Origin of the sequence: Natronospira proteinivora (genome assembly GCF_024170465.1) — a bacterium.
Lineage (GTDB): Bacteria > Pseudomonadota > Gammaproteobacteria > Natronospirales > Natronospiraceae > Natronospira > Natronospira proteinivora.
In genome coordinates this window covers 1,086,845-1,113,211 of sequence record NZ_JALJYF010000002.1, presented here as the reverse complement: position 1 = coordinate 1,113,211, position 26,367 = coordinate 1,086,845, and the positions used below count along the sequence as shown (strand labels likewise).

The window sequence follows — 26,367 nt, the reverse complement described above, 5'->3', positions numbered from 1 at the left end:
GTTTATCTGCTCAACGAGTAGGGAATTTCACCGCACGCGGCCTGCAGCGCTCGGATAGGACGTGGGGTAAGACAGACAGAGGTGAGCAGAGTGTGACCAAGGGACCAAGAGGGCAACAGGAGCTAGCCCTCTGAAGCGCCCTCGATTACACGGCGCTGGCGCTCTGAAGCCCGCTCCAGCACTTTCTCATAGAGCTTTTTCTTCTCGCGCGCCGAGGCGTTCCGGATGAAATCCGAAAAACGGGTGGATCCGACGGCTTTTTTCTTTGTTCCGAACATACTGTTGACTCTAGCGGAGGCCGAGAAGCTTTTCCAAGGATTCGGGATCATATTTTTCAGGGAGGTGGTTGTCAATCTTGTCGATCCCGGCCTTGTACGCCTTGTGAGACCCGTCATGGTCCTTGACCAGCAAATCGACTCGCAGTTCCTTTCCCAGCTCGCCTTTGAGGCGATTTACGACCTCCCGTGCCGCAAAATACTGGCGGACGAAATCCTCAGGACGTATATTTCGCCCTTCCTTTTGCTCCCGGGCTTTCACAAACTCCCAGGCGAGCTTCGGCTCCTGGTAGACATAAAGGATCTGTACGAACCGCCCCTTCTTCAAAGAGCGTTTCACGTTCTGCTCCGCTATCCTATAGTTGGTCAATGTGCCATCGAGAAGAAAACTCTGCTTCTGCTTCAAGGCGAGGTCATGGATCTTCTCAACAAGAATTGAGACCCCTGCCTGGAAAAGCCACGAGTTACCTCCCGTATAGCCCGGAAACTCATCCCGTAGCTCGTCGGGGTCGATCCGAATGATGGGGCTTCCATTCCCGTCCAAGCTTTCAAGTAGCTCTATCGAGGCCTCGGTTTTCCCGGCACCAGGACAGCCAGCCATGAAGACAGATACCGGCTCTTCCTCAGGTGGAAACCGCTCGGGATCGGTCCATTTCCTGGCGATCTCTTTTTTCCTAGCCCGAGCGAGCTCTATGGCCTGCTTTTCAATGATTTTCTCATTCTGCTCCACGCTCTAGGCTCCTACATAATCAAAAAATTCATTTCCTGCCAGACAAGACCGACTCCAGGGCTTGATGCCAATGCTGAAAGCGTGCCTGCAAGTGGGGATCCGGACGATCACTTTCCACGCGCTCACCCGTTCGAGGCTGCTCGGGGCCGGCCAGCTGGGACCATAGACCCACCAGGGTGGCTTCCGGGTTCTCCAGACGATAGAGGGGGCGGTCCATCAACTGGCCCAGGCGTTGGCAGAGGGGGCGGCTACGGCTCAGGCCACCGGCCACAATCAGCTTCTCAATCGGCCCGGCCAGGGTCTCCATGGTGTCCAGATTCACCTTGATCAGAAAACAGAGGCTTTCCAGGATAGCGGCCAGCTGGGCCGGATCATCACCATCGACTGCCACGGACTGTCCGGCCGTATCCAGAAACTGGGGCGAAGGCCCCGGCTGCCACCAGGGCGACCCCAGTCCGCCCACGGTATTGAGGAAAATGGATGGTGTCCGCTCACCATCCAGACTGACCTGAATCTCCTCGGGCGCCACCGCCCTGCCCCGCGTATTGGCAAACCATTGCAGGGCCGCGCCGGCGCCATGGACGCTGGCCTCCAGGGCGTAATGGGGTGCCTGGCCGGGGTCGAGCAGACTGAACTGGAAGGGACCGGGATACTGCTCGCCATCCACCGGGCGCAGGATGAAAGCGCCGGTGCCCAGATTGATATAGGCCGTGTCGCCCGCCGGCGGGCCGGCGACCCAGGGAACGGCGTTCTGGTCGCCCTGCAGGAGGGTCAGCGGACAATCCACCGGGCCGTCCCGGAGATAACCATAGGGATGATGACTGGGCACGACGCGGGGCAGATGATCCCGCTCAATACCCAGTTGCGCCAGAGTTGGCTCGCTCCAATCCATGGTCCGGCGATCGTAGAGCAGGGTCCGCTGGGCCAGGGTGGGGTCCACCAGTGCGGGTTGCTCTCGCAACAAGCCCTGAATCAAATAACTGCCCAGAGGACCCATCACCAGGTCATTGTCCAATCGGGCCTGTTGAACCGCGGGCAGTTCATCCAGACACCAGCGCAGCTTGGGGGCACCGCCATAGGGAGAAAAGCGGAGCCCACTTCGCTGCCGGATATCGGCGGGGTCGAGGCCTGATTCAGCCGGCGCCCGCCGGTCCCGCCAGGACAGCACCGGCGACAGGGCCTCGCCGTTGCTGCGTCGCCAACAAAGCACACTGCCCCGCTGCACGCCCAAACCGGCCGCCACCAGATGATGCGCATCCTGAGCCAGTGATTGCATCACCGTGCCAATAGCCTGGCGCAGGCTGTCGAGAATCGCCGGCCCATCCTGCTCCACCCGATCCCCGCTTTCCCGAGTCTCCACCGAATACTTTGCCTCGGCCCGGATCACACCCTGGCCATCCAGCACCATGGCCCGGGAACTGTGCCCGCCTTGGTCCAACAACAAGTAAAACTCAGGTTCTGCCATGGGCAAGCCCCGCCAACTCCGGCAGATAATCGGTTTCGATGAGATCGGCCCCGCGCGTCAGCAGGGCTTCGGCGGATGCCCGTTCATTCACATCATAGATGACCCACTGCCAGGACCCGGGCCAAAAAGGTGCCTCGCCGGCCGGCACCCGGTCTTTGCGTACAAAGAGATAATCCGGACTCAGGCGGGCCGCCTCGATCCGGGCCCGCTCGTTCCAGGGTTTAAACACCCAGCCGATGGATTTCGCACCGCGGGCCCGGGCCCGCTCCAGCACCTGGCTATCAAAGGAAATCAGTACCACCGGATTGGTCACACCATGGAGGGCCGCCAATACCGACTCCAGCAGGGCATCCCGGCCATAACGGCGCATGCTGGCCCGCTTGAGCTCGATGAAGACGGTCACCGTCGGCCAATCCGAGAGCAGCGCCAGCATGGCTTGCAAGGAGGGTGGGCCTTCCTCGACAAAGCCATCCCCCTCGGGCTGACGCAGGGGGGCCGCCAGCAGTTCTTTCAGGTCCAGATCACCCACCCGGCCCGGCAGGCCCATCAGACGGTAGAGCTGATCATCATGAAAAACCAGGGCCTGGCGATCCGCCGTCAATTGCACATCGAACTCCACAAAACGGGCACCGGCTTCCAGTACCGCCCGCATGCCCGAGCGGCTGTTCTCCGGGTAACGCCCTGGCCACCCACGATGGGCCACCAGTCGATCCGGCCAGCCCTGCCCGCTCATTCCAGCTGCCCCAGCATGGATAAAATCCGTGATTCCATATCGCTGGAATCCTCGAACAAGGCATGGGTCAGCGCGAACAGGGGGTAATCATCCAGGGGCAACAAACCATGCTTGGCTACCATGGCCGCGGTATGCACGCCTTCGCTGCGGATGTAACCGTTCTTGTCGGCCAGCATGCTGCGATCACCTTGCGCCATGTCTTCGCCCAGGGAGCGATGATGCGAAGATAAGCTGGTGGCGGTGGTCACCAGATCCCCCAGCCCGGCCAGGCTATAGGCGGTGGCCGCATCACCCCCCATTCTTTCCACGATTCGGGCCAACTCGGCCAGGGCCGCGGTGACCAGATAGCCTCGCACGTTATCGCCCATACCCAGGCCTTGGGCCATGCCGATCAAGGGCACATACACATTCTTCAGGATGGCCGCCCAGGCCGCCCCATGGGTATCCCGGCTGGCCTGTACATGTAGACGTGTCTTGGCGAACAGCGACTGAATGCGCTCGCCGGCCACATCACCATTGGCCGCCCCCAGGGCAAAACCCGGGCGCCCTTCACTGAGATCCCGGGCGATCATCGGGCCGTACAGGGCGCCCCAATCGCAAGCCTCTCCCAGGTGTTCGGCCATTCGCTGAACCGGCGTACGCCCCTCACCATCCAGCCCCTTGGCAATGGTCAGACAAAGAAGCCCCTCGGGCAGGGCCGCCGCCACCCGCCTGAGCAGTTCATCATGCGGCTTGGCCGGCACGGCCAGTATCAGCACTTGCGCATCGGCTAGCTGGTTTTCCAATGGCGCGGTTTCCGTCCCGCTGTCCGGATCCCGATCCCATGTCTCCACATGGAGGCGATGACGAAGCAGTCCCTCGAACATCCGCCCCATGGCACCACGGCCCAGAATCAGACAGCGCTCATCACGAGTGACCATGCACACTCCTTATTTGTGCGTTAACGCATGGTCAACAACATAGCATGCCCAGCGGAGCCGCGGCTGCCGGCAAAGCTCCCCCTTTACCAGCCGACCTGCTAGTCTGAAAAATCAAACAGGAAAGGAATATCGCCATGAGAACAAGAATCGGCTTCTGCCTTGCCGCCTACCTGTCGTTGGCCGGCTGCACCGCCCTGGATGTACTGGCCGATCCGGAAAAGGCAGCCCGCCGTGCCGCACAGGATGTGGCCCAGGAAGCCGCCAGCCAGGCCATGGCAGAAGTCAGCGCGCAGATGGCCCAGGCTGTGGCCGATGCCATCCTGGCCCGCTTCCAGCCGGAAGTCATGAGCTGGCTAGGCCAGGTGGCACTGCATAATCCCACTATGAATCTGGCCCAGGCCGATGATGACTACCGGGCCGGGGAATATACCGAATGGGAATGGCTGGACGCGGACGGTGAGCCCGCGGGTGTCTGGATGCGCCGTGCTTATTTGGGCGAGACGGACGAAGGTCAGTGGTGGCAGCTTCGCTGGGGTGATCCTGAGGGCAGCGATGAGATGATCATGGAAAGCCTGCTGGATCCGGAGATCGGCCAAACCCGCCGCATGCTGCTGAAACCGGGCAAGGACGAAGCGGTTCAGGAAGTCTCACTGGAGGAATCTCAGGCCCAGGGGCCCCGCCGACTGGACGCCGATGCTCTGGCCGAGCAGGCCCGGGAAAGCCACGAAACCATTGCGGTGCCGGCCGGCCGTTTCGATACCCGCCGCCTGGCATTGGGGGAAGATGGAGAGGGATTCCAGACCTGGTGGCTGAACGATTCAGTCCCCGGCCAAGTGGTGCAGTTTCAATGGCAGGACCCGGAAGGCGAGGAAGCGACCTTGCAGTTGCGGGACTACGGCAGCGGGGCGAGCACTGAACTGAGAGATCGCTAACCCCGCTGTTCCAGCGTCTTCAGCGTGGCCCCAGCAAGAGCCAGAGAATGAGCCCAAGTACCGGCAGGACCAGCAACACCACGATCCAGATGGCCTTGACCAGTGGATCAGCCGCCCGACTCTGGGCAGTGCGAATAATGGCCCAGACCACAATAATGAGCCAGATTAAACCCAGCAGACCACCAACTTCCAGTCCCATGGTACGACTCCTTCTCTCAACCCCCGTGGGGCTATGATTGGGTCCTGCCACCGTGTGGGCTGGACGCTGTCTTGAGCCTAGTGCACCCTTGCCTCCCTGGCAATGCGGGATGAGGTTTGAACATGTCACTGTTTTCACTTTGGATGATGGCCCTCTCCGGGCTAAACATGGCCCTGGCGGTAACCCTGGGGGCCTTCGGGGCCCATGCCCTGCGGGCCCGGGCGGATACCCTGCCCCTGGAACGGGGATTGGCGGTTTGGGAGACGGCCGTGCAGTACCACCTCATTCATGGCCTGGCCCTGCTAGCGGTGGGCGTGGCATTGCATTTCATGGATAGCAGCTGGCTACGCTGGTCCGGCGGACTCATGCTGGCCGGCATTGTCCTCTTTTCCGGTTCCCTGTACCTGATGACCCTGACAGGCTGGCGAATGCTGGGGCCGGTCACCCCGATTGGCGGCCTGTGTTTCATTCTCGCCTGGCTGGCCTTGGCCATGGCAGCGCTACGGGCCATCAGCAACCATTAGGGGACAAAAAGAACCCCGCCGGAGCGGGGTGAGGACGACTTCTGCTTGGGGATTTCTTCTTATAACGCCCGGGGGCGGGCTTCGATGACCGTGCCAAACACGGAACATGCCAAAAAGCATAGTTCGCCCTTGTACGGCAAACCATCCCCCTTTTGGGGCCCCCTCCCATGCTTGACAGCCAAGGGGCCGCCTTTCAATCTGAACGTTTTTTCACGGGAGCAGCAACATGAAAGCCAGTATCGAATGGGATGGGGAACAGCGGTTTCGAGCCCGCTCGGAAAGCGGTCACGAGATCCTCATGGATGGCGATCGTGGCAAGACCGGGCCGAGCCCCATGGAAACGGTACTGATGGCGGCAGGCAGCTGCTCTTCGGTGGATGTGGTAGGTATTCTGGAAAAGGCCCGCCAGGCAGTGACCGGCTGCCGGGTGGAGTTGAGTGCCAAGCGGGCGGAGGGGCCGCCGTCGGTGTTCACCGAAATCCATATGCACTTCATCGTCACCGGCGAGGACGTGGGCGAACATCATGTGGAACGAGCAGTTCGACTCTCTGCTGACAAGTACTGCTCGGTATCTATCATGCTGGGGCATTCGGTCAAGGTCAGCCACAGCTCCGAGGTCCGGGCGACAGGGCCATGAAAATAGTTTGAAAATAATCGCACTTTCCAAGAACCCGGAGCCCAGAAACCGGTCTTAATCTGTGAACGACAATCAACCGGCCGGGCCATCGAAGAAATGGACGAAGTTCCGGAGAAGGGCGTTCGCTACTGCCACCCCAGGTCAGCAAGCCCTGAGGGGTAGGGAGGTGCGCTATGAAAATAATCCTTGCCAGCGTAGGCGGTGCGATTGTCGCCGTTCTGCTTTTCATTACCATGAACACGATGATCGGTGTCGACGATGCCACCGGTATGGAAAAGCTGGATGCCCAACGGATTGATTTCATCCGGGTGGAGCGGGACGAAAGGGTGCGGGAACGGACTCGTCACCTCCCCGAACCGCTGATGGAGGTGGAACCCCCACCCCCGCAAATGATGCAGCACCGGCAACAGATGGAAATGAGCCATCGGCCACAGCTGCAGTTTGACCGCCCTAACCTGGGTATTGCCGGTGGCGTCCCAATCGGCCCCTACCTGGGCCGGATGGATCAAGCTGGCAACCGGGACGGTGATGTCATGCCCCTTGTCCGCATCGAGCCGCAATGGCCCCGGGAGGCACTGATTCAGGGTGTGGAAGGCTGGGTCCGGGTGAGCTTTACCATCACGCCGGAAGGCCGGGTGGTAAATGCCCGGGTGGTCGATTCCCAACCCCGACGGATGTTTGACCGCTCGGCATTGCGCGCGGTGGAGCAATGGCGCTTCCAGCCCCGGATCGTCGATGGACGGCCGGTGGAGCGCCAAGCCACTCAGATCATCGATTTCAGGCTGGCCGACCAGAACTGATCCAAATTTTGTCGCTACATTGACGGCCGGGGTGTGAAAGCACCCCGGCCTTCTTTTTTGGGCACTTTGCGACCATGGTCTAATTGGCCGGGATGCATTCCCCTCGTACAACGGTAGGCAAACCATTCGACTCAATGGAGCCTGATCATGTCGACCGTGAGCACCCAGGCCGCCACCCGGTTGGCGGAACCTGCCCAAGCGGGCCTCAGTTTCGAGGCCTATCAATCACTGTATCGCTGGTCCATGGAGGATCCGGAAGGATTCTGGCGGGAACAGGGTCGGCGGCTGCACTGGTTTCAGCCCTATACCCGTATTGAACAATGTGATTTCAATGCGGAGAACCCCAGGATTGCCTGGTATGAAGATGGCAGCCTGAATGCCGCCTATAACTGCCTGGATAGACACCTCAAGCAACGAGCTGACAAGACCGCCATCCTTTGGGAACCGGATGACCCAAGCCTGCCCACCCGCAGACTCAGTTATCGGGACCTGCATACGGCGGTTTGTCGCTTTGCCAATGGCTTGAAGCAACGGGGCATTGGCAAGGGTGATCGAGTGGCCATTTACATGCCCATGGTGCCGGAAGCGGCGGTGGCCATGCTGGCCTGCGCTCGCATCGGGGCCATCCATACCGTGATTTTCGGCGGGTTCTCACCGCAGGCCATCGCCGACCGGATTCAGGACTGCCAGGCCAAGGCCATCATTACCGCGGATGAGAGTCGACGTGGTGGTCAGGGCGTGGCACTCAAAGGTAATGTGGACAAGGCCCTGGCTGATAATGACTGCAGCTCACTGGAGACAGTCGTTGTACTTGAGACGGGAGATCGGACGCTGGACTGGCACGGTGCCCGAGATGTTTCCTGGTCCAATCTGACGCGGGATGTGAGCGATGACTGTCCGGCCGAGGAAATGAGCGCTGAGGATCCACTTTTCATCCTCTACACCTCCGGTTCAACGGGTAAACCGAAAGGGGTGTTGCACACCACTGGTGGCTACCTGGTTCATGCATCGCTGAGCCATGAAGTGATCTTCGACCTGCAAGAGGATGATGTTTACTGGTGCGCGGCCGATGTGGGCTGGATCACCGGCCACAGTTACATCGTCTATGGTCCCTTGGCCAATGGCGCCACGACGGTCATGTTCGAGGGCGTACCGACCTGGCCGGATGCCGGACGTATTGGCGAGATCATCGACAAACACCAGGTTTCCATCCTCTATACCGCCCCGACTCTGGTTCGCGCCCTCATGGCCAAGGGAAGTCAGGCGACTGAAGCCAGTGAGCGAAAATCCCTACGGTTGCTGGGCAGCGTGGGTGAGCCCATCAACCCGGAAGCCTGGCAGTGGTATCACGATGAAATTGGTTGTGGAGACTGTCCTATCGTAGATACCTGGTGGCAGACCGAAACGGGAGGGGTGTTGATCAGCCCCTTGCCTTCCACCCCGGATCTCAAACCTGGCTCGGCCATGCTGCCATTCTTCGGTGTGGAACCTGCCCTGATGGATCAGTCCGGACGGGAACTGACGGCCGAAGCCCCCAGCGGACAAGCGCTGGAAGGCAATCTGGTCATCAAGCGCAGCTGGCCAGGGCAGGCGCGCACCCTGTGGGGCAATCATCAGCGCTTTGCCGAAACCTATTTTAGTGCCTATCCAGGCTGCTATTTCCCGGGCGATGGCGCACGGCGTGACGAAGACGGTCACTGGTGGATCACCGGACGGGTGGATGATGTGCTTAATGTATCAGGCCACCGCTTGGGCACGGCGGAAATCGAATCCGCCCTGGTGGCTCATGCGGCGGTGGCTGAAGCGGCGGTTGTGGGGTATCCCCATGACATCAAGGGCCAGGGCATCTATGTCTATGTCACCCTGAGTGAGGATGCCGGCCAAGGTTCGGATCAACTCCGTCGGGTACTCAAGGATCAGGTGCGAAAGGAGTTGAGCCCCATTGCGACACCGGATGTGATCCAGTGGGCCGATGGCCTGCCCAAGACCCGCTCCGGGAAGATCATGCGCCGGATTCTCAGAAAGATTGCCGCCGCCGAGTATGATCAGCTCGGGGACACCTCCACCCTGGCTGACCCGGCCGTGGTAGAGTCACTCATCCAGGAGCACAAGCATCTGATGAGTTGATGTCAACGGGTAGCCGATGAGCAAAATCCTGATCGCCGACGATCACCCACTATTCCGGGAAGCCTTGCAAGGTGCGCTTTCAGGTCGTCTGGATTCCGTGAGTCTGCTGGAATCCGACAGCCTGGAAAGCACCCTGCAGGTACTGAATAGCGATGACGAGATTGACCTGCTGTTGCTGGATCTTCGCATGCCGGGCAGTGGGGATTTGTATGGGCTGATCCGGATCCGGGAAGATTTCCCCCTGCTGCCCGTGGTGATCATTTCCGGTAGCGAGGAACCGGCCATCATTGCCCGCTGCATGGGTTTCGGGGCCCTTGGTTTCATCCCAAAATCCCTGTCTTCAGCCGACATCGCCCAGGCTGTGGAGCATGCCCTGTCGGGTGACAGCTGGGTACCGGAATCCGTTCGTGGTCAGCTTCAGGGGCTCTCCGAGGAAGACCATGACCTGGCACGCCGAGTGGCGGAACTCACGCCTCAGCAGCACCGGGTCATGCTCCTTATGCATGAAGGCTTGCTCAACAAGCAGATTGCCTATCAACTGGACATTACCGAAGCCACCGTCAAAGCCCATATAACGGCGATCTTTCGAAAGCTGGGTATCAACAACCGGACCCAGGCCGTGCTGCTGGCCGAGAAACTCCAGCTACGCACGGATGACTCACTATAGACGCCGTCAACGGACTCGCTTGCTTCCCGCATAATTGATCAAAGCCCTTAGCCGGGCCGGTTTGACCGGCTTGGCCAGCAACTGGGCCCCGGTCTTCTGGCACCGCTGTTTGAGATCCGCATCCCGCATGGCGGTCACGATTGCCACCGGCACCGGCCCCCAGACAGAGCGCAGAGCCTCAGCCAGGGCCAGACCATTCATCCCTGCCCCCAGCTGATAATCCAGCAGCAGCAAGTCCGGAACTTGATGGGGCTCGGTCTGGGTCTCGGCATGGGCCAATGCTTCCTTGGCAGTCAGAAAACACTCCACCTTGCAGCCCCAGCGTTCCAGCAGTGCCTGCAAGGCAGTGAGGTTTTCCCCGTCGTCATCTACGCACAGCACCGTCAATGAGGGTCCAGGCTGATCCACATCAGCCAGACGATGGCTCCGGCTGACCTGCGTTTCATCCCCCTGTGGCAGGTCCACGGCAAATTGGCTACCCCGGCCCTGCCGGGAACGAAGGTAAATCCCGGAGTCCAGCTGCTCACCCATACGCTGGGCCACACTGAGACCCAGACCCACTCCACTCTCCCCATCCTCATTCAGCCGAATAAAGGCGTCGAAAACCCGCTGGTGCTGGGCCTGGGCAATACCCGGCCCGGTATCCCATACGGACACGCGAATCGTCTCACCCCGCTGACGAACGCCCAGCAACACGCCCCCTGTCTGGGTATATTTCACCGCATTGGAAAGAAAATTCTGAACAATCCGGCGCAGATACAGGGGATCGGTATGTACCACGCAATCCTTGAGCCGGGTGCGAAGTATCAATCCCTTATTCTCTGCCATTGCGCCGTATTCCTGGATCAGGGGCTCAAGCACCGAAGGTAAACGCACATGGCGAAAATTCGGACGCATGGCGCCCTGCTCCATCTTGGCAATAGCCAATAGCGTGGAGAGCAAATCCTCGGTTGAGCCCAGCGCGGTGTCCAGGCGAGACAGCAAGCGATGATTATCTTCTGACATGCCGGACTGATCCACCGCCGAGAGATACAGCTTGGCGGCATTCAGGGGTTGGAGAATGTCGTGGCTGGCCAGTGCCAAAAAGCGGGTTTTCGAGGCATTGGCTTCTTCCGCCTCGGCCTTGGCCTGTTGTAGTGCCTGCTCCGTCTCCCGACGACGCTCAATCTCCTCGGTGAGCTCACGGTTGATATCACGAACCTGCTCACTGCGGGTATCAATACGCGCCTTGAGATCAATATTGGCCTCTTCCAGGGCCTGTTGGGTTTCAATATGTTCGGTGACATCGGAGAAGCTGGTCACAAAGCCGCCATTGGGCAGTGGATTGCCGACCATTTCAATGACCCGTCCATCCGAACGACGCCGGATGAAGCGATGGGGCGAGCCGTCCTGCATATGCTGAAGCCGGCGATTCACCAGTTCGTCCAGATCACCGGGACCGCACTCTCCCCTTTCGGCATTAAAGCGGATCAGCTCTGAAATATGGCGTCCGGGCTGGACCAGGTCCGGTGGATAATCAAAGAGATCCAGATAGGCCTTGTTCCATGCCACCAACCGCAGCTCGGCATCCACCACGCTGATGCCATGCTGAAGGTTTTCCAGGGAATTGAAGAGAATCGACTGCTGGTTCTGCAGTGCCTGGGTTGTGTCATCAAAAAAGCTGACCACCTGTTCCAGCTTGAGGTTTTCATCGGTCAGGGCCGCCCGGATCAGAGAGCGGGCGGTGGCAGCGCCAAGTACCCCGGCAATGGCCCGCTCCACAAAATCCACAAAGGCGGTACTGGCCTGCTCCCCGGGCCGCAAGCGACGGCCATGGCTGCGCTCATGCATTTGCAGTAGCTCATCGGCTCGCTCGCCACCAAGGAAGGTAATCAGGAGCAGTTGAAGGTCCTCATTTCGCAAACCACGACCGTCAATGGCAGGATCCTTCTCCGTCAGATCATGGGCCTGGACAAAGGCCGTCGCCTGAACCCGATCCGTCAATGAAGGGACACGACGTCGAGAAACCAGGACGTAAGCCACGCCATTGAGCAGGATGCTGAGCATGGTGCCTGCGGTAATCACCTCGGTGGGATCATTGCTGCCCTGAACCAGGGGCCATGCCACGGCAAGAACCCAGACCAGAACCCCAACCGCCAGCCCGGCATAGACACCATGGGCATGGCCCCGCTGCCAATAGATGCCACCAATGACCGCCGGAAACAGGAGCAAGACCAGGGAAAAGGCCAACAGACCGATGCTGACCAAATCCATCTGGGCAGCCCAGAGGTGGTAGCAAAGCCAAGCCAGAAGCAAGATGCCCACAATGGCCAGGCGGCGAATCAACAACAGACGCTGATAGAAACGATGCGCTCTGGGCATGCGGCGACTGCCACGCTTGAGCAGCATGGGCATGATCACATCATTGCTGATCATGGTGGACAAGGTAATGGTGGCCACAATGACCATGGCCGTGGCAGCAGAGATGCCCCCCAGATACACCAGCAACATCAACCAGGTCTGCCCCTGCTCAAGGGGCAGCTGAAGGGCAACGGTAGTCATGTCACGGGCATCGGGCAGCAGGGCGGGCCCAAGCAGACCCAGGACGGCGATGGCCAGCGCGGTCAAGGCCAGGTATAGGGGAAAAAGCCAGCGGGCGGTGACAAGATGTCGACTGTCCACATTGTCCACCACCATCACATGGAACTGGCGTGGCAGACAGATAATGGCACCAGCGGCCATGAACATCTGAGCCAGGAAAGGCCAGCCCAGGCTCTGGGCCGGTGACCATATTGCCGCGTCCACCACGGGCCCGGAATCGGAGCCCCGTCCGGCGTCCATGAACAGCCAAAAAGCGAAAGCGGCCGCCAGCAGCAGGGCCGTGAGCTTGAGTGTGGACTCAAAGGCAATGGCCAGCATCATGCCGCCACGATGCTGGGTCACATCCACTCGCCGGGTACCAAAGAAGATGGCAAAGGCCGCCATGAGCAGCGCCACCACCAGCTCAAATCGTGATTCCTCCGTACCCAGAATCGGTTCGCCGGTTGCCGCCGTGAAACTGATGGCCAGGGCTTTAAGCTGCAAGGCCACATAGGGAATGATTGCAGCGGCGGCAATCAAGGTGACCACCAGGGCCAGGCTGTGGCGCTTGCCGTAGCGGGAAGCAATGAAATCGGCAATGGAGTTGACATTCTGGCGACGGCTTACCGACACCAGTTTCTGCAACAGGGGTAGACCCAGGAGAAAAAGCAGCATGGGACCGAGCAGGATCGGCAGAAAGGCCCAGCCTTGCTGAGAGGCATTCTCCACGGCGCCATAGTAGGTCCAGGACGTGCAATAGATCGCAATCGCCAGGCCATAAACCCAGGGGCCACGACTTAAATGCTGGCCGAGAGAGCCTGAGCGCTCACCCCAGGCGGCCACCAGGAATAGCAAGGCAATATAGGCCAAAGCGGCCATGATGAGCAGCAGCGTCATGGACTCTCCAGTCGGCACCGGGCGATGCGCCTGACTCTAGCACACCCTTCTACAGGCAAGACTTAGACCAAAGTCGTAACCAGAAAAACCCGGGTGTGCCGGCTGGTTAAGGCTGCTGCGACCAAGGTCGTATACCTGGATCCGCTTTCAGACGCTAGTTTGAATCCATATTCCACATTTGTGCCGGATTTATCCATCCACGGGAGTGACTGATGGCATTCGAATCGGAAAAACATGCACAGGCGTACTGGAAGGAAAACCTTCGTCTGATGCTGACCCTACTGACAGTCTGGGCTGCGGTTTCCTATGGAGCCGGCATTGTCTTCGCCGACTTTCTCAATCAGATCCAGTTCTTTGGTTTCAAATTGGGCTTCTGGTTCGCCCAACAGGGCTCCATCTATACCTTTATCTGCTTGATCTTCATTTACACCTGGCGAATGAATCGCCTGGATAAAAAATACGGCGTGGACGAGGAGTAATTCATGGATATTCAAACACTCACTTTCATTATCGTCGGCGCCACTTTTGCCCTTTATATCGGAATCGCCATCTGGTCTCGGGCCGGTTCCACCAATGATTTCTATGTGGCCGGGGGTGGCGTGCACCCGGTGGCCAACGGCATGGCCACGGCAGCCGATTGGATGTCGGCGGCCTCCTTCATTTCCATGGCCGGCATTATCGCCTTCATGGGCTACGATGGGTCTGTCTATCTGATGGGCTGGACCGGTGGCTTCGTACTGCTGGCTTTGTGCCTGGCGCCGTATTTGCGCAAATTCGGGAAATTCACGGTTCCGGACTTCATTGGTGACCGTTACTACTCCCAGACCGCCCGCACGGTCGCTGTTTTCTGCGCCATCATTGTGTCCTTTGTCTACATCGCCGGACAGATGCGGGGGGTAGGTGTGGTGTTCAGCCGGTTCCTGGAGGTGGACATCACCCTGGGCGTAATCATCGGCATGGCCATGGTCTTTTTCTACACCCTGCTGGGGGGCATGAAGGGCATTACCTACACCCAGGTTGCTCAATACTGTGTCCTGGTGTTCGCCTATACTGTACCGGCCGTCTTTGTTTCCATCCAGATGACCGGCCATTTCCTCCCACAGCTTGGCTTTGGCGCCACCATGGCGGACGGTTCGGGACAGTTTTTGCTGGACCGCCTGGATGGACTCACTACGGAGCTTGGCTTTCACAAGTACACCGAGGGCATCCGGAATAATCTGGATATCATGGCCATTACCCTGGCATTGATGGTCGGTACGGCCGGCCTGCCCCATGTGATTATTCGCTTTTTCACGGTCCCAAAGGTGCGGGATGCTCGACGGTCCGCTGGCTGGGCTCTGCTTTTCATTGCCATTGTCTATACCACGGCACCGGCCATTGCTGCCTTTGCCAAGGTGAATATCTTCGACACCATCAATGGCCCCGAGATGGAGGGTGTGGCTGCTGAAGAGGCCCCGCAATGGTATGAGAGCTGGGAGTCCACTGGCCTGGTGGAGTGGAATGACAAGGATGGCGATGGCCGTATGTTCTTCTCCAACGATGAACGCAATGAGATGGACATTGACCGAGACATCGTGGTGCTTGCCAGTCCCGAAATGGCCAGCCTGCCGGCCTGGGTGGTGGCCTTGCTGGCGGCCGGGGGCGTGGCTGCGGCCCTGTCCACCTCGGCAGGCCTGTTGCTGGTGATCTCCTCTGCCGTCTCCCATGACCTGCTCAAGCGCAACTTGATGCCCAATATCAGCGACCGCCGCGAGCTCTTGTTCGCCCGGCTGGCAGCGGGGGTTGCGGTGGCGATAGCCGGCTATTTTGGTATCAATCCACCGGGTTTTGTGGCTGAAGTGGTGGCATTTGCCTTCGGGCTGGCGGCAGCGAGCTTCTTCCCCGCCATCATCATGGGAATTTTCTACAAGCGCATGAACAGTCACGGGGCAGTAGCCGGCATGCTGGCCGGCATTGTCTTCACCCTGAGCTACATCATCTACTTCAAGTTCATCAATCCGGCTGCCAGTAGCGAAGAGAATTGGCTGTTTGGTATTTCTCCTGAAGGTATCGGGAGCGTTGGGATGATGATCAACTTTGCCGTCGCTCTCACGGTGCTTCGTTTTACCAAGGACGCGCCAGAAGATATTCAGGCCATGGTGGAGTCCATTCGCTTTCCCCAGGGTGCGGGTGCGGCGACCCATGAATGATGATCAATTGCTGGAGAGGTATAGACGATGAGCGCAGACCTCAAGGACCTGAGGGCCTTTCTGGCCGAGCTTCACCCCTTTGACGGGCTACCCGAGGCAGTCCGGGAAGGGGTGATTCCTCACCTGGAGAGTCTATATATCTGTGAGGACAACCGGGACGCCTTGATTCGGCAGAAACCGGCTGCCCTCTATCTGGTGCGCTCAGCCACCCTGGACCGCCTGGATCACCGGGGAGAAGCCATTGAACGTCTGGAAGGCGGGGATCTTTTTGGTGACGACTGCCTGGAGCCTGAGTTTGAGGGTGGACCCCGGGTTTCTGTGATCCAGGATGGCATTGTCTACCGCTTGTCCGCTGATCACTTTCAACGCCTAGTCCAGTCTCATCCCGATTTCGCGTCCTATTTTCGGGACAAGGAGCAGGGTGGACTGATCCGGCTCGGACGCTACTCAAACCAGCAGACGGACTGGGCGGAACGAGCGATCAAGGACATTCTGGCTCGCCCTCCCATCTCCGCCCATGGCGAAGAAAGCATCCGTACGGCGGCTGAACGTATGGCGTCTGCCGGTGTTTCCAGTCTGCCGGTACTGGATGATGAGCGGCTGGAAGGCATCCTCACCGACCGTGATCTGCGTAACCGTGTGGTGGCAACAGGCCTGTCACCATCACAGCCCATCCATACCGTCATGAGCCGGGACCCAAGCACCATCGGCCACCGCCAATCGGTCTTTGATGCACTCAATCTGATGAGCCGGGACAACATCCACCATCTGCCGGTGCTGGATGAGCAGGGCCGACTTGTCGGGCTGGTAACCAGCAGCGACCTGATGCGTCAGCAGCAAAGTGAGCCGGTGTTATTGATCAATCGGCTGCACAAGGCCGCGGATCGAGCCAGCCTGGTTCATGAGGCCGGAGATATTCCGGCGCATGTCCGCAACTTTGCCCGGCGCACGGAGGATGCCGACAAGACCAGCCAGTTACTGGCTTCGCTCACGGACACCATGACCCGTCGCCTGATTGAGCTGTGGATCGACAAGGCCGGCCCTGCGCCGGCGGATTATGCCTGGGTCGCCTTTGGCTCCCAGGCCCGGGAAGATCAGAACCTGCATTCCGATCAGGATAACGGTCTGATCATCGCGGATGGTGCGCCGGACGACGCAGCACCCTGGTTTGCCGGACTGGCCGATACAGTCTGTTCCGGGCTGGCGGAATGCGGTATCCGGCTCTGTCCAGGCGAGGTGATGGCACGCAATCCGGAATGGCGTCTTGGCCTGTCGGAGTGGACTGCCCGCTTCCGTAGCTGGACCAATGAGCCAACCCCAAAGGGGGTCATGCAGAGCATGATCTTCTTTGATAGCCGGATGATCGCTGGTGAAAAGATGATTTATCAGGAGCACCGGGAAGCGGTCGCCCGTCTGGGTCGCAACCAGATTTTCCTGGCACATATGGCTCAGCGCATCGGCGAACTGCCCATTCCCCTGGGATTGTTTGACCGCCTGCGGACTCGCAGTCATCAGGGATTGCACGGCATTGATATCAAACGCAATGGCATCGCCGTGCTGAATGACATTGTCCGCATCCACAGCCTACAGGCCGGTCTTACAGAACCACGAACACCTCTGAGACTGGACACCCTGGGCGAGCAAGGGGAAATCAACCGAAGTGATGCCCAGGATCTTCGCGAGGCCTGGCATCTGCTGATCAACCTGCGTTTGCAGGCACAGATCGATGAAAAGACCGTGCCTGGCGAGCCCAACACCCTGGTACCCGCCCGTCTCAACACCCTGGAGCGCCGACAACTCAAGGCGGCTTTCCGGATCATCAAATCGGCCCAACAAACCCTGGCATTCAAATTCCGTTCCGGCTACTAGACCGGGGAGGCAGGCTGGCATGCGCATACTGAAACGAATGTGGCAACAATACCGGCAGCTGCGGTTGGATTGGCGGCAGCTGGAATATCTGTCGGTGGACCTGGAGAGCAACGGCATGTCGCCGGAGCGAGACCACATCCTGTCTTTGGGTTGGGTCCCGCTGACCGCTGATGGTCTGCCCCTGGGCCAGTCGGCCTATCATGTCCTGGAAAGCGAGCAGGGTCTGAATCAAAGTGCGGTTATTCACGGCCTGCAGCAGAAGGCAGTGGCTAATGGGGAATCCCTTGAGAAAGTCATTCGCCAGTTCGCCAAGGCCCTGGAAGGCCGGGTGCTGGTGGCTCACAACGCACGGTTTGACTGGCGCTTTCTCCGCTTGGCGGCCAGCCGCCTGGGTATAGAACTCAAACCGCTGGCGGTGCTGGACACCCTCGGTCTGGAACGCAGCCGCCTCATGCGACAGGGAGAAGGCCTGTTGGCCCTGGCACCGGGGACGCTGGCCCTGGCCCACTGCCGGGAACGGTATGCCCTGCCGGCCATGGACGCCCACCATGCCCTGAGCGATGCCATTGCCTGTGCCGAGCTTTTCCTGGCACAGGCCTGGAAGATCAGTGCCGGGCAACCCACATCGGCGGCCAGCCTGGTGCATCGAGCCGGTTGCCGCTTCCTGGCCTGATCAGAAGTCGTATCGGATGGAGAATTGCAGGCGGTCCATGCTGCCGCGCTCCCCCGTTTCAAGCGTCCGGCGGGCGTGACTATATTCCACCCCCGCAAAAAGGTCTTCCGCCAGATTATGGATCAGATTGATGTTCAGGCTGGCGACTCGGCGGCTGATATTGTTATCAGCACCGGTGAGGTCCGTGTCGTTGTCGATCCATTGGCCGGAAAGGGTCAGATTGCTTCGCCAATCCTGATGCCAGTGGTGACGATAGGATAGAAAGGCCGCCGAGACGGGAATAGTCTGCAAACGGCCTTGTGCATCCAGTACCGCATCATTACTGGCATTCAAACCCAAATAGCGGCCGATGCCATCACCATGGCTGGCCATGAAACGCAGGTCATTGTCCCCGGAGAGGGTCACTCGACTCCCTACAGAGACCCCCCATGCCGCTTGGCGTTCCCGCTCACCGTCCGTATCAATGGCCAGGTCCCGCAGCAAGGCCGATAGGCTGAGACTGCCCCAGTCGGCGGAATGATTGTAGCGGGCCACCATATCCGGAAATACGCCGGTATCGGTTACCAGACGATCTCCGCCTTCATGGGGCGTGACCGTGGTTTCGGGGTTCTCCATGGAAAACTGCCAGGGGCCATTCTGATATCGAATCTGCGGCTGGCGGACAAAGACCGTCCCTTCAGTCGGACCAATGAAATCCAGGTTCTCGGCCAAGGCCTCCACCTTGAAGAAACTCGTCCAGGTCTGGCCGATCAGCCAATTGCCGGTGGTGGCATAGGCATGGCGGATGCCGGGACTATAGGCATTGCTGATCCGCTCATCACCCCCCGGTGCCCCGGAGGTAAAGTCGAACTCCAGATAGGTCGCCACTGACGGACCATCGGCCCGCTGGGAATCGGTGGCCAGCCAGAAGCGGGTTTCCTTGATATGCATGTCAGTGTCCACACCGGCACTCTCACCCCCCACCGGAATGGTTGCCGGCACATAGAAATCGCGCCCTACACTGCGGGCAGGCAGGCGACCTTCGCTATAACGACTGGCAATCACATCCAGTTTGAGATAGCCGCCATAGCTCAGCTGATGAGCATTGGCCAAATGAAGCGTGGCTTCATCGTCAGCAGCAAGCAGGGGGGAATGCCATCCAGCCAGGAATAGCAGGCACAACAGGGAATAACTCGCAGAACGAACCGAAGGCATGACGGACTCCTGAGGCAGAGTGCTTGAGAAGCTTCAGGATTTCATGCCCGGCGGTTCAAACCTATTCGCCTTTGGTCGTAGCCTGTTCAATGACGCCCTTTGCCGCCAGCGCTTGGCGCTGATCGTCATGCACCCCCAGCTGTGCTGACAAGACAGCCCGGGTATGCTTGCCCAGGGCAGACGGTGCACTGGCCTCGGCGGTGCTTCGCTGGATGGGATTGGCCACTGTGGGCAATAGCTACCCACTCGGGTCCATGATTGTCTGTTCCAGGCCCCGGCTTTGCACCTGGGGGTCGGCAAAGACCTGCGCCATTTCGCACCCGAATCCCCTTCAAGGCCTGCTTCACATTTCACTCCCCGAGATTCCATCCAGCTGAAGATCGACTAGCTTAACAGCCACTCGGAGACAGACGGCGCGGACCAAGCCGGGATCACAAGCCCCTGTCGATGATTGCGCCTTGACAGCCCCGGGGGTGAAGCCGAAGATTAGCCCCCTTTGCATGGGGCGGACAGGAGAGATGGCATGGGCAAGCGCTTGAGCAAAATCTATACCCGAACGGGTGATGAAGGCACCACCGGCCTGGGGGATGGCAGCCGGGTGGACAAGAATCATCCCCGGGTGGTGGCCTATGGCACCACCGATGAGCTCAATTCAGTGGTGGGCATGGTATTGGCTGAATCCCTGCCGGAAAATCTGAAAGAGATCCTGATCCGAATCCAGCACGATCTATTCGATCTGGGGGGCGAGTTATGCGTGCCCGGCTGGACCGCCATCACGCCGGCCTATACCGAGCGCCTGGAAACCACCCTGGATGCCCTGAATGAAGCCTTGCCGCCACTGGAGGATTTCATTCTGCCGGGCGGCGGCCGGGCCACGTCGGCCTGTCACCTGGCCCGCACCATTTGTCGGCGGGCCGAGCGGGAAGTGTGGACGCTCAAGGAAGCAGAAGACATCAATCTGGAAGTAGCCCGCTACCTCAACCGATTGTCGGACCTCTTCTTCGTGATTGCCCGGGTCCTGGCCCGGCATGAAAACGGCGAGGAAGTGATCTGGAAAAAAGGCTACAGCCAACAGAGCCAGTAGGACACACTTATTAGACGGAAACTGAGTTCTTCATAGACTTTTCCGAAAGGAAAACAGAGCGTGCGATTTCTAGCTATCTACCTCGGCAATTCGAGCGAAGCCCAAGCCAACTAACCCCATCCACTGTTTTCAATCTGGAGGATCGAGTGCAGGGTGGGGCTGGCCAGGGCTGTGCGCGACAGGGATGTCGCGCCCAGAGCCCCAGGGATGGGTCCACGCGTCCCTGGACAGTTCCACCCTGCGCTCGAGCCGTGAAGCACTGAAAACAGTCCACTCCCTAAGGCTGCCAAACCTGAATCACCTCGTTGGGTTTTGACCAGAGCGTGTTTTAGCCTAGAGTCATTAAAACCCTGGTCTGTCTCCATACTGGGCCTGTTCTAAGCTTAGGCCAGGCCCACCAGGGTGAGTACGGCCAAGACGGCCAGCCAAAGGATCAAGGCCCGCAGGATCAGGGAGCGGGCACTGCGCACCACCGCCAGACCGGATTCCCGGGTCCCGGCGGAAATCCGCAGAGCGCCGCAGCCGGTGCAGGACAGCACCCCCTCGCTGGTTTCGAAGAAAGCTTCGGTGCATTCCTCGTAATAGGCCTTCCAGTCAGCCACCGCCTCCTCGAAACTGCCGGTTAGTGCATAGCTAATCGCCAGCAAACGGGCCGGCAACCAGGACAGAATACCGTCGAAGATCACCGCGTACTGGGCCAGGCCGGTGGCCGGGGTTTGGCCCGGGCTGACTTCACTACGGCGCAGCAAATCGGCACTGCGGTAGAGAATCGCCCCGGCAGGACCCAGGATAGCGAACCAGAAGATTACCGCGAACAGGCGATCATTGGCGCGCACCAGGGCCGACTCGGTGACCGCCCGGTGGGCATCATCCTCCGGTGTCAGTTCAGTTTCGGATTCCATGACCTGGGCCGCGATGCGAGCCGGCTCCTCCGCTTCCGTGTTTTCCGGATCATGAGCATCGATATAGCGCCGCAGCTGACCCAGTAATTCCCCCGGCCCCAGACAATACAGCAACACCACGATGCTGAAGCCGAAGGCCAGCAATACCGACCATTGAGCCAGCAGCCAGACCAGACCCAAAATGATCAGGGTGGGGATCAGGCAAAGAATGGCCACACCCAGCGGACCACTGGCCCCCGGCAAGGCCGAAATCGGTTTGAGCACCTGGTCCCGGTAATGGCCAAACCAACCCACCTGGCGGAAGTGTTCCAGATGGGCCGCCTGTAGCGCCCGCTCCAGTGCGAGTGCCGCGATAATGGCAAGAAATGTCATGGTGTCTGCCCCCGTTTTGTTGGGTAAGGCCTTGATACCCCATATTATGCAACGCCCATCCGGGCCCTGACTCTCGTCTTAGGATACTGACTTGCCGCGCCGGTCTCCAGACAGAGAACGCCCGTTCAAGTATTGGATAACGCCGTTGCGAAACCGAAACCAGGCAAAACCCGGCCCCGGGTCGCTCTTTCTTCCAGGCGCGATATGCTCATGACCGGTCATGCGTTCCGGCGTGATGGCCGGATAGCGGCGCACAATGGCGGCCGTAGCTTGGGCCAACTGCTGGTACTGGGCATCGGTATAGCCACTATCGTCGCAACCCTCCAACTCAATACCAATGCCGATATCGTTGCAGGCACGGCGACCGTAAAAGGCGCTTCGCCCGGCATGCCAAGCCCGTCCATGGAAGGGCACATACTGCACCACACCACCATCCCGGCGAATTAGCAAATGACTGGAGACCCGCATATGCTGTATCTCGGCAAAATAAGGATGCTCATCCGGCGGCAGGGTGTTGGTGAACAGATGATCAATCCAGGGGCCGCCAAATTCCCCGGGGGGGAGGCTGATGCAATGGATCACCAGCAGGGAGGGCTCGCAATCGGGCGGACGGGCATCCCAGTTCGGAGACGGTTGCCTGCGCGCCCCGTCCAGCCAGCCGGCCTGGATGGAGGGAATGAATTTCACCTGCAGCATCCTCCTGAGCTATCGTGGAACTGACTATACCATTCAAGGAGTGCGGCCATGCGACCCAGTCTGGATCAAATGCTCAGCGAACTCATCAGTGCGCCTTCCATGAGCAGTGTCAGCCCGGCGTTCGACACCGGCAATCGACTGGTTTCGGAACGCCTGGCGGGGTGGCTGGAAGACCTGGGCTTTGAGGTGAAGCTGCAGGCCGTGGAAGGTAAGGACAAATTCAACGTAATCGCCACCCTGGGCCGGGGCAATGGCGGCCTGGTCCTGTCCGGGCATACCGATACCGTGCCCTATGACGAGGATCGCTGGAATACCGACCCCTTCCAGCTGACCGAAAAGGATGGCCGGCTCTACGGGCTTGGCACCTGTGACATGAAGGCCTTTCTCGGCATTGCCATTGAAGCGGCCAGCCGCTACCGCAGCGAGGACCTGGCCGAACCCATCATCATCCTGGGCACGGCGGATGAGGAATCCAGCATGGCCGGCGGAAAGGCCCTGGTGGCAGAACACAGCCTACGAGCCCGTTGCGCCATCATCGGCGAACCCACCCGGCTGCGCCCCGTTCATCTGCACAAGGGCATCTATATGGAAGGGGTGCGACTCAAAGGCCGCTCCGGCCACTCCAGCGATCCCAGCCTGGGCAATAACGCCCTGGACGGCATGCACCGGGTACTGGGGGAGCTGCTGGCCTTCCGGGATCAGATGAGCCGAGATCACCACAATGCCGCCTTTCATGTGCCCAACCCAACCCTCAACCTGGGGCATATCCATGGGGGCGACAATCCCAATCGAATCTGTCCCGAGGCTGAGGTGCACTACGACCTTCGCACCTTGCCGGAACAGGATATGGATGCCACCCGACAGACACTGCAGGGCCGGGTTCGGGAGGTGTTAAAGGACAGCGGACTGGAAATCGAGTTTCTGCCCCTGTTTGACGGAGTGGGGGGACTCGACACCCCGGAAGAGGCGGCCATCGTACAGGCGGTCACCGAACTCACCGGACGTGAGCCCGAGGCGGTAGCCTTCTCCACCGAGGGGCCTTTTCTTCAGGAACTCGGGATCGACACGGTGATCATCGGCCCCGGGGACATCGCCCAGGCCCATCAGCCGGACGAATTTCTCGACACCCATACGATCCAGCCCACGCTAGACTTGGTGGATGGCCTGATCCAGCGGTTCTGCGTCAAGAAAGACACACCGGCCTAGACAGCCTGGATCGTGCAATGCCCTGCGCCTGCATTGCAGTTCGCTGACTTGTAAACCACAATAAGCCATTTTTGGTTTACGGTCAGCGAGACGAATCATGGCAGACAATGCATCCTTGGTGGCCCGGGATCTCAAAGCCCTGTGGCACCCCTGTACCCAGATGAAAGACCACGAATGGCTGCCCTTGGTGCCGGTAAAACGGGGCAAGGGAGTCTGGCTGGAGGATTTCGAGGGTCGGCGCTATATCGACGCAGTGAGCTCCTGGTGGGTCAATCTCTTCGGCCATGCCAACCCGCGTATCAATGCCGCCCTGCGAGATCAGATGGAGGAACTGGAGCACGTAATCCTGGCCGGCTTCAGCCATGAACCGGCGGTGGCCCTGGCGGAGAAGCTGGTGGAAGTTACACCACCGGGACTGAGCCGCTGCTTCTACGCGGACAATGGCTCTGGAGCGGTGGAAGTGGCAGTCAAGATGAGCTTCCATTACTGGCGCAATGTGGGCCGGCCGGAAAAACAACGCTTCATCACCCTGTCCAACAGCTATCATGGCGAAACCCTGGGTGCCTTGGCAGTGGGCAATGTAGCCCTCTACAAGGAAACCTACGGCCCGATGCTGATGGAGACCATCACCGCACCGTCACCCGATTGCTTCGAACGGGAAGAAGGGGAATCCTGGGAGGCCTTCTCCCGCCGCCAGTTCGAACCCATGCGTCGACTCATGGAGCAACATCACCATGAGGTCAGTGCGGTGATACTCGAGCCCCTGGTTCAATGCGCCGGGGGCATGCGCATGTATCACCCCATCTATCTGGAGCTCGTCCGGGAAGCCTGCGATGAATTCGGAATTCATCTGATTGCGGATGAAATCGCGGTGGGCTTTGGTCGTACCGGCACCTTGTTCGCCTGTGAACAAGCCGAGATCACACCGGATTTCATGTGCCTGTCCAAGGGCTTGACCGCAGGCTATCTGCCCTTATCGGCAGTGATGACCACCGAAGACATCTATGAGGCCTTCTACGACGAGTACGAAAATCTCACCGCATTCCTCCACTCCCACAGCTATACCGGCAATCCACTGGCCTGCCGGGTGGCCCTGGAAACTCTGAAAATCTTTGAGGACGACGACGTCATTCAACGGAATCGAGTCCTGGCGGATCGAACGGCCAAGGCCTTCGCCCCTCTCGCGGATCATCCCCATATCCGGGAAGTACGCCAGCACGGCATGATCCTGGCAGCGGAGATGATGAAGGACCCGGCCAAGAAAGAGCCCTACCCCTGGCAGGAGCGACGCGGATTGACGGTCTATAAACACGGGCTGGAAAATGAAGTGCTGATGCGCCCTCTGGGCCATGTGGTGTACTTCATGCCGCCTTATGTGATCAGCGAATCACAGATCGATCATGTGGCCAGGGTGGCACTGGAAGGCGTGGACCGGGCGACGCGGGACTAAATCCTTCAGCCCAGATCCCCCCACAGGGTCTGAATGGCGGCCAGGGCCGCGACGCTGGCCGTTTCGGTGCGCAAGACCCGGGGGCCCAGACGGGTGCCCCGGTAAGCGGCCGCTTTCAGGACCCGGATTTCTGCATCACTGAGCCCGCCTTCCGGCCCGATGACCAAACTCAGGGCCTGGGGGCGGGCGACAGTGGCCAGGGATTGCTCTGCCGACGGCGCTAGAAAAAGCCCCTCGCCGGTGGCCGGTTTCTCGATATGGATCAAGCTGAATGGTGGCTGGAGTTCGGGCACATAGCTACGCCCCGACTGGGCACAGGCTGACTCGATCACGCCCTGCCAATGATCCAGGCGCTTTTTCAGACGCTTGTCATCCAGGCGAACCACACTGCGCTCACAGAAAGCCGGCCGGATGGCCGTCACCCCCAGCTCCACCGCTTTCTGCAGAGCGTAATCCATCTTCTGCCCCCGACTGATGCCCTGAATCAAGGTGACCGGCAAGGGGGATTCGGCTTGATGATCAATGGCCTGAAGGATTCTGGCCTGTTCGCCAGGCCCCAGTGTGGCTTCGTACTCCTCACCCACCCCATTGAAAATCCGCAGGGGGTGCTCGTCCTTGAGTCGAAGCACACGCCGCAGATAGTGAACCGTGGAACCGTCCAGAGGAACGATTTCGCCGTCTTCAAACGACCCTCGGGCAAGGACGCGGGGAATACGCATGGGGCTGCATACCTAGCTTGGAGCTCTCGGCAAGTACGGCCGGGTCAGGCGTCGCTAACTTCCGCATCGCCGCTACGAGCCGGCAAAAATTCCCGGATTCGCTCTTCCAGGCTTTCCATATCCGGCACCAGGGGCCGCTCATTGGCCATGCGAATACGGGCAATCACCGGCGCATGCTCAAGCTCTTCGGGCTTCTCACTGGGACTCAAGACCCCTTCAGTGACCCGCACCAGATAAGGGTAGCCCTGGGTCATCAGAGCAATAATGGGTGGATTGAGACGACCCTTGAGTGCGTGAAAATAGGTAATACGGGTTCGACTGCTGCTTTCTGGAATACCCCGGCCACAGGCGGCCTCAAAACAGATCAAGGGGACTTCCGAGCGTTCCCAGCGGACCATGCCCAAAAACCATTCCGGCGCATTATCCGGCCGGCTATGGGGTGGGGTATAGCCCATCACCTCACTCACCGCCGTGCGCGGGACAATCAGCTTGCCGCCGCTGATGGGCACCAGCAGGCTGTAGACGTCTTTAATCGGCTGCTCTGCCAT

26 protein-coding genes are annotated in these 26,367 nt (G+C 59.6%); 13 read left to right on the top strand and 13 right to left on the bottom strand.

Features of this window, described 5'->3' with window-relative positions; genetic code table 11:
* Positions 1-122: 122 nt before the first annotated feature.
* From J2T60_RS12060 to J2T60_RS12040, 5 genes are read right to left on the bottom strand one after another with little or no spacing between them, the layout of a single operon-like run.
* Positions 123-278: a hypothetical protein gene (locus J2T60_RS12060; RefSeq protein ID WP_253450579.1), complete on the bottom strand. Its 156-nt coding sequence runs from the start codon at positions 276-278 to the stop codon at positions 123-125.
* Positions 279-288: 10 nt separating this feature from the next.
* Positions 289-1,005: a zeta toxin family protein gene (locus J2T60_RS12055; RefSeq protein ID WP_253450576.1), complete on the bottom strand. Its 717-nt coding sequence runs from the start codon at positions 1,003-1,005 to the stop codon at positions 289-291.
* Positions 1,006-1,033: 28 nt separating this feature from the next.
* Positions 1,034-2,470, bottom strand: a complete 1,437-nt coding sequence (locus J2T60_RS12050) for an FGGY family carbohydrate kinase (RefSeq protein ID WP_253450573.1) — start codon at positions 2,468-2,470, stop codon at positions 1,034-1,036.
* Complete coding sequence (locus J2T60_RS12045) at positions 2,457-3,203, bottom strand: glycerophosphodiester phosphodiesterase family protein (RefSeq protein ID WP_253450570.1); 747 nt, start codon at positions 3,201-3,203, stop codon at positions 2,457-2,459. Before J2T60_RS12045 ends, J2T60_RS12050 begins: the two co-directional genes overlap by 14 nt.
* Positions 3,200-4,123, bottom strand: coding sequence for an NAD(P)H-dependent glycerol-3-phosphate dehydrogenase (locus J2T60_RS12040; RefSeq protein ID WP_253450567.1), 924 nt, complete (start codon positions 4,121-4,123; stop codon positions 3,200-3,202). Before J2T60_RS12040 ends, J2T60_RS12045 begins: the two co-directional genes overlap by 4 nt.
* Positions 4,124-4,257: 134 nt before the next feature.
* Between J2T60_RS12040 and J2T60_RS12035 the strand changes: the two genes are divergently transcribed.
* Positions 4,258-5,055 carry a hypothetical protein gene (locus tag J2T60_RS12035; RefSeq protein ID WP_253450564.1) on the top strand — a complete coding sequence of 266 codons (798 nt, stop codon included), beginning with the start codon at positions 4,258-4,260 and terminating at the stop codon, positions 5,053-5,055.
* A 19-nt stretch (positions 5,056-5,074) separates the two neighbouring features.
* Here the strand turns inward: J2T60_RS12035 and J2T60_RS12030 are convergent, their stop codons facing one another.
* Positions 5,075-5,254, bottom strand: coding sequence for a PLDc N-terminal domain-containing protein (locus J2T60_RS12030; RefSeq protein WP_253450561.1), 180 nt, complete (start codon positions 5,252-5,254; stop codon positions 5,075-5,077).
* A 122-nt stretch (positions 5,255-5,376) separates the two neighbouring features.
* Here J2T60_RS12030 and J2T60_RS12025 point away from each other — a divergent pair, with 122 nt between their 5' ends.
* The 5 genes from J2T60_RS12025 (at position 5,377) to J2T60_RS12005 (ending at position 10,009) form a co-directional block, all read left to right on the top strand.
* Entirely contained in the window at positions 5,377-5,778 is a 402-nt protein-coding gene (locus tag J2T60_RS12025; RefSeq protein WP_253450558.1) for a DUF423 domain-containing protein, read from the top strand.
* Positions 5,779-6,004: 226 nt separating this feature from the next.
* On the top strand, positions 6,005-6,415 hold the full coding sequence (locus J2T60_RS12020) for an OsmC family protein (RefSeq protein ID WP_253450555.1): 411 nt from the start codon (positions 6,005-6,007) through the stop codon (positions 6,413-6,415).
* A gap of 173 nt (positions 6,416-6,588) precedes the next feature.
* Positions 6,589-7,215 (top strand): energy transducer TonB, encoded by a 627-nt coding sequence (locus J2T60_RS12015; RefSeq protein WP_253450552.1) that lies wholly within the window; start codon positions 6,589-6,591, stop codon positions 7,213-7,215.
* A gap of 147 nt (positions 7,216-7,362) precedes the next feature.
* Positions 7,363-9,342 carry an acetate--CoA ligase gene (gene acs, locus J2T60_RS12010; protein WP_253450549.1) on the top strand — a complete coding sequence of 660 codons (1,980 nt, stop codon included), beginning with the start codon at positions 7,363-7,365 and terminating at the stop codon, positions 9,340-9,342.
* A gap of 16 nt (positions 9,343-9,358) precedes the next feature.
* Positions 9,359-10,009: a response regulator transcription factor gene (locus J2T60_RS12005; protein WP_253450546.1), complete on the top strand. Its 651-nt coding sequence runs from the start codon at positions 9,359-9,361 to the stop codon at positions 10,007-10,009.
* A gap of 6 nt (positions 10,010-10,015) precedes the next feature.
* On the opposite strand, the gene J2T60_RS12000 is transcribed toward J2T60_RS12005, so the two are convergent.
* On the bottom strand, positions 10,016-13,465 hold the full coding sequence (locus tag J2T60_RS12000; RefSeq protein WP_253450543.1) for a hybrid sensor histidine kinase/response regulator: 3,450 nt from the start codon (positions 13,463-13,465) through the stop codon (positions 10,016-10,018).
* 212 nt (positions 13,466-13,677) lie between these two features.
* Here J2T60_RS12000 and J2T60_RS11995 point away from each other — a divergent pair, with 212 nt between their 5' ends.
* The 4 genes from J2T60_RS11995 to J2T60_RS11980 are packed head-to-tail and all read left to right on the top strand — an operon-like array spanning position 13,678 to position 18,196.
* The gene (locus tag J2T60_RS11995) at positions 13,678-13,944 is read left to right on the top strand and encodes a DUF4212 domain-containing protein (protein ID WP_253450540.1); all 267 of its coding nucleotides are present in this window, start codon (positions 13,678-13,680) and stop codon (positions 13,942-13,944) included.
* Between the two features lie 3 nt (positions 13,945-13,947).
* Positions 13,948-15,654 (top strand): sodium:solute symporter family protein, encoded by a 1,707-nt coding sequence (locus J2T60_RS11990; RefSeq protein WP_253450537.1) that lies wholly within the window; start codon positions 13,948-13,950, stop codon positions 15,652-15,654.
* A 27-nt stretch (positions 15,655-15,681) separates the two neighbouring features.
* Entirely contained in the window at positions 15,682-17,523 is a 1,842-nt protein-coding gene (locus J2T60_RS11985; protein WP_253450534.1) for a DUF294 nucleotidyltransferase-like domain-containing protein, read from the top strand.
* 19 nt (positions 17,524-17,542) lie between these two features.
* Positions 17,543-18,196: a 3'-5' exonuclease gene (locus J2T60_RS11980; protein WP_253450531.1), complete on the top strand. Its 654-nt coding sequence runs from the start codon at positions 17,543-17,545 to the stop codon at positions 18,194-18,196.
* Here J2T60_RS11980 and J2T60_RS11975 read toward each other — a convergent pair whose 3' ends face one another.
* Together J2T60_RS11975 and J2T60_RS11970 are read right to left on the bottom strand one after the other, a co-directional pair.
* Positions 18,197-19,390: a DcaP family trimeric outer membrane transporter gene (locus J2T60_RS11975; protein ID WP_253450528.1), complete on the bottom strand. Its 1,194-nt coding sequence runs from the start codon at positions 19,388-19,390 to the stop codon at positions 18,197-18,199.
* A gap of 61 nt (positions 19,391-19,451) precedes the next feature.
* On the bottom strand, positions 19,452-19,616 hold the full coding sequence (locus J2T60_RS11970; RefSeq protein WP_253450526.1) for a hypothetical protein: 165 nt from the start codon (positions 19,614-19,616) through the stop codon (positions 19,452-19,454).
* Between the two features lie 297 nt (positions 19,617-19,913).
* Here J2T60_RS11970 and J2T60_RS11965 point away from each other — a divergent pair, with 297 nt between their 5' ends.
* Positions 19,914-20,474, top strand: coding sequence for a cob(I)yrinic acid a,c-diamide adenosyltransferase (locus J2T60_RS11965; protein WP_253450523.1), 561 nt, complete (start codon positions 19,914-19,916; stop codon positions 20,472-20,474).
* A gap of 383 nt (positions 20,475-20,857) precedes the next feature.
* Here the strand turns inward: J2T60_RS11965 and ampE are convergent, their stop codons facing one another.
* Both ampE and ampD read right to left on the bottom strand, forming a co-directional pair.
* A complete protein-coding gene (ampE, locus tag J2T60_RS11960) occupies positions 20,858-21,748 on the bottom strand; it encodes a regulatory signaling modulator protein AmpE (protein ID WP_253450520.1) in 891 nt (296 codons plus the stop codon).
* A 78-nt stretch (positions 21,749-21,826) separates the two neighbouring features.
* Positions 21,827-22,426: a 1,6-anhydro-N-acetylmuramyl-L-alanine amidase AmpD gene (gene ampD / locus J2T60_RS11955; protein ID WP_445376062.1), complete on the bottom strand. Its 600-nt coding sequence runs from the start codon at positions 22,424-22,426 to the stop codon at positions 21,827-21,829.
* A 66-nt stretch (positions 22,427-22,492) separates the two neighbouring features.
* On the opposite strand from ampD, the gene argE reads away from it, so the two are divergent.
* Together argE and J2T60_RS11945 are read left to right on the top strand one after the other, a co-directional pair.
* A complete protein-coding gene (gene argE / locus J2T60_RS11950) occupies positions 22,493-23,650 on the top strand; it encodes an acetylornithine deacetylase (protein ID WP_253450515.1) in 1,158 nt (385 codons plus the stop codon).
* A gap of 97 nt (positions 23,651-23,747) precedes the next feature.
* Entirely contained in the window at positions 23,748-25,100 is a 1,353-nt protein-coding gene (locus tag J2T60_RS11945) for an adenosylmethionine--8-amino-7-oxononanoate transaminase (RefSeq protein WP_253450513.1), read from the top strand.
* A gap of 5 nt (positions 25,101-25,105) precedes the next feature.
* Here J2T60_RS11945 and J2T60_RS11940 read toward each other — a convergent pair whose 3' ends face one another.
* Complete coding sequence (locus J2T60_RS11940) at positions 25,106-25,819, bottom strand: 16S rRNA (uracil(1498)-N(3))-methyltransferase (RefSeq protein WP_253450510.1); 714 nt, start codon at positions 25,817-25,819, stop codon at positions 25,106-25,108.
* 44 nt (positions 25,820-25,863) lie between these two features.
* The gene (locus tag J2T60_RS11935; RefSeq protein ID WP_253450507.1) at positions 25,864-26,367 is read right to left on the bottom strand and encodes a chemotaxis protein CheW; all 504 of its coding nucleotides are present in this window, start codon (positions 26,365-26,367) and stop codon (positions 25,864-25,866) included.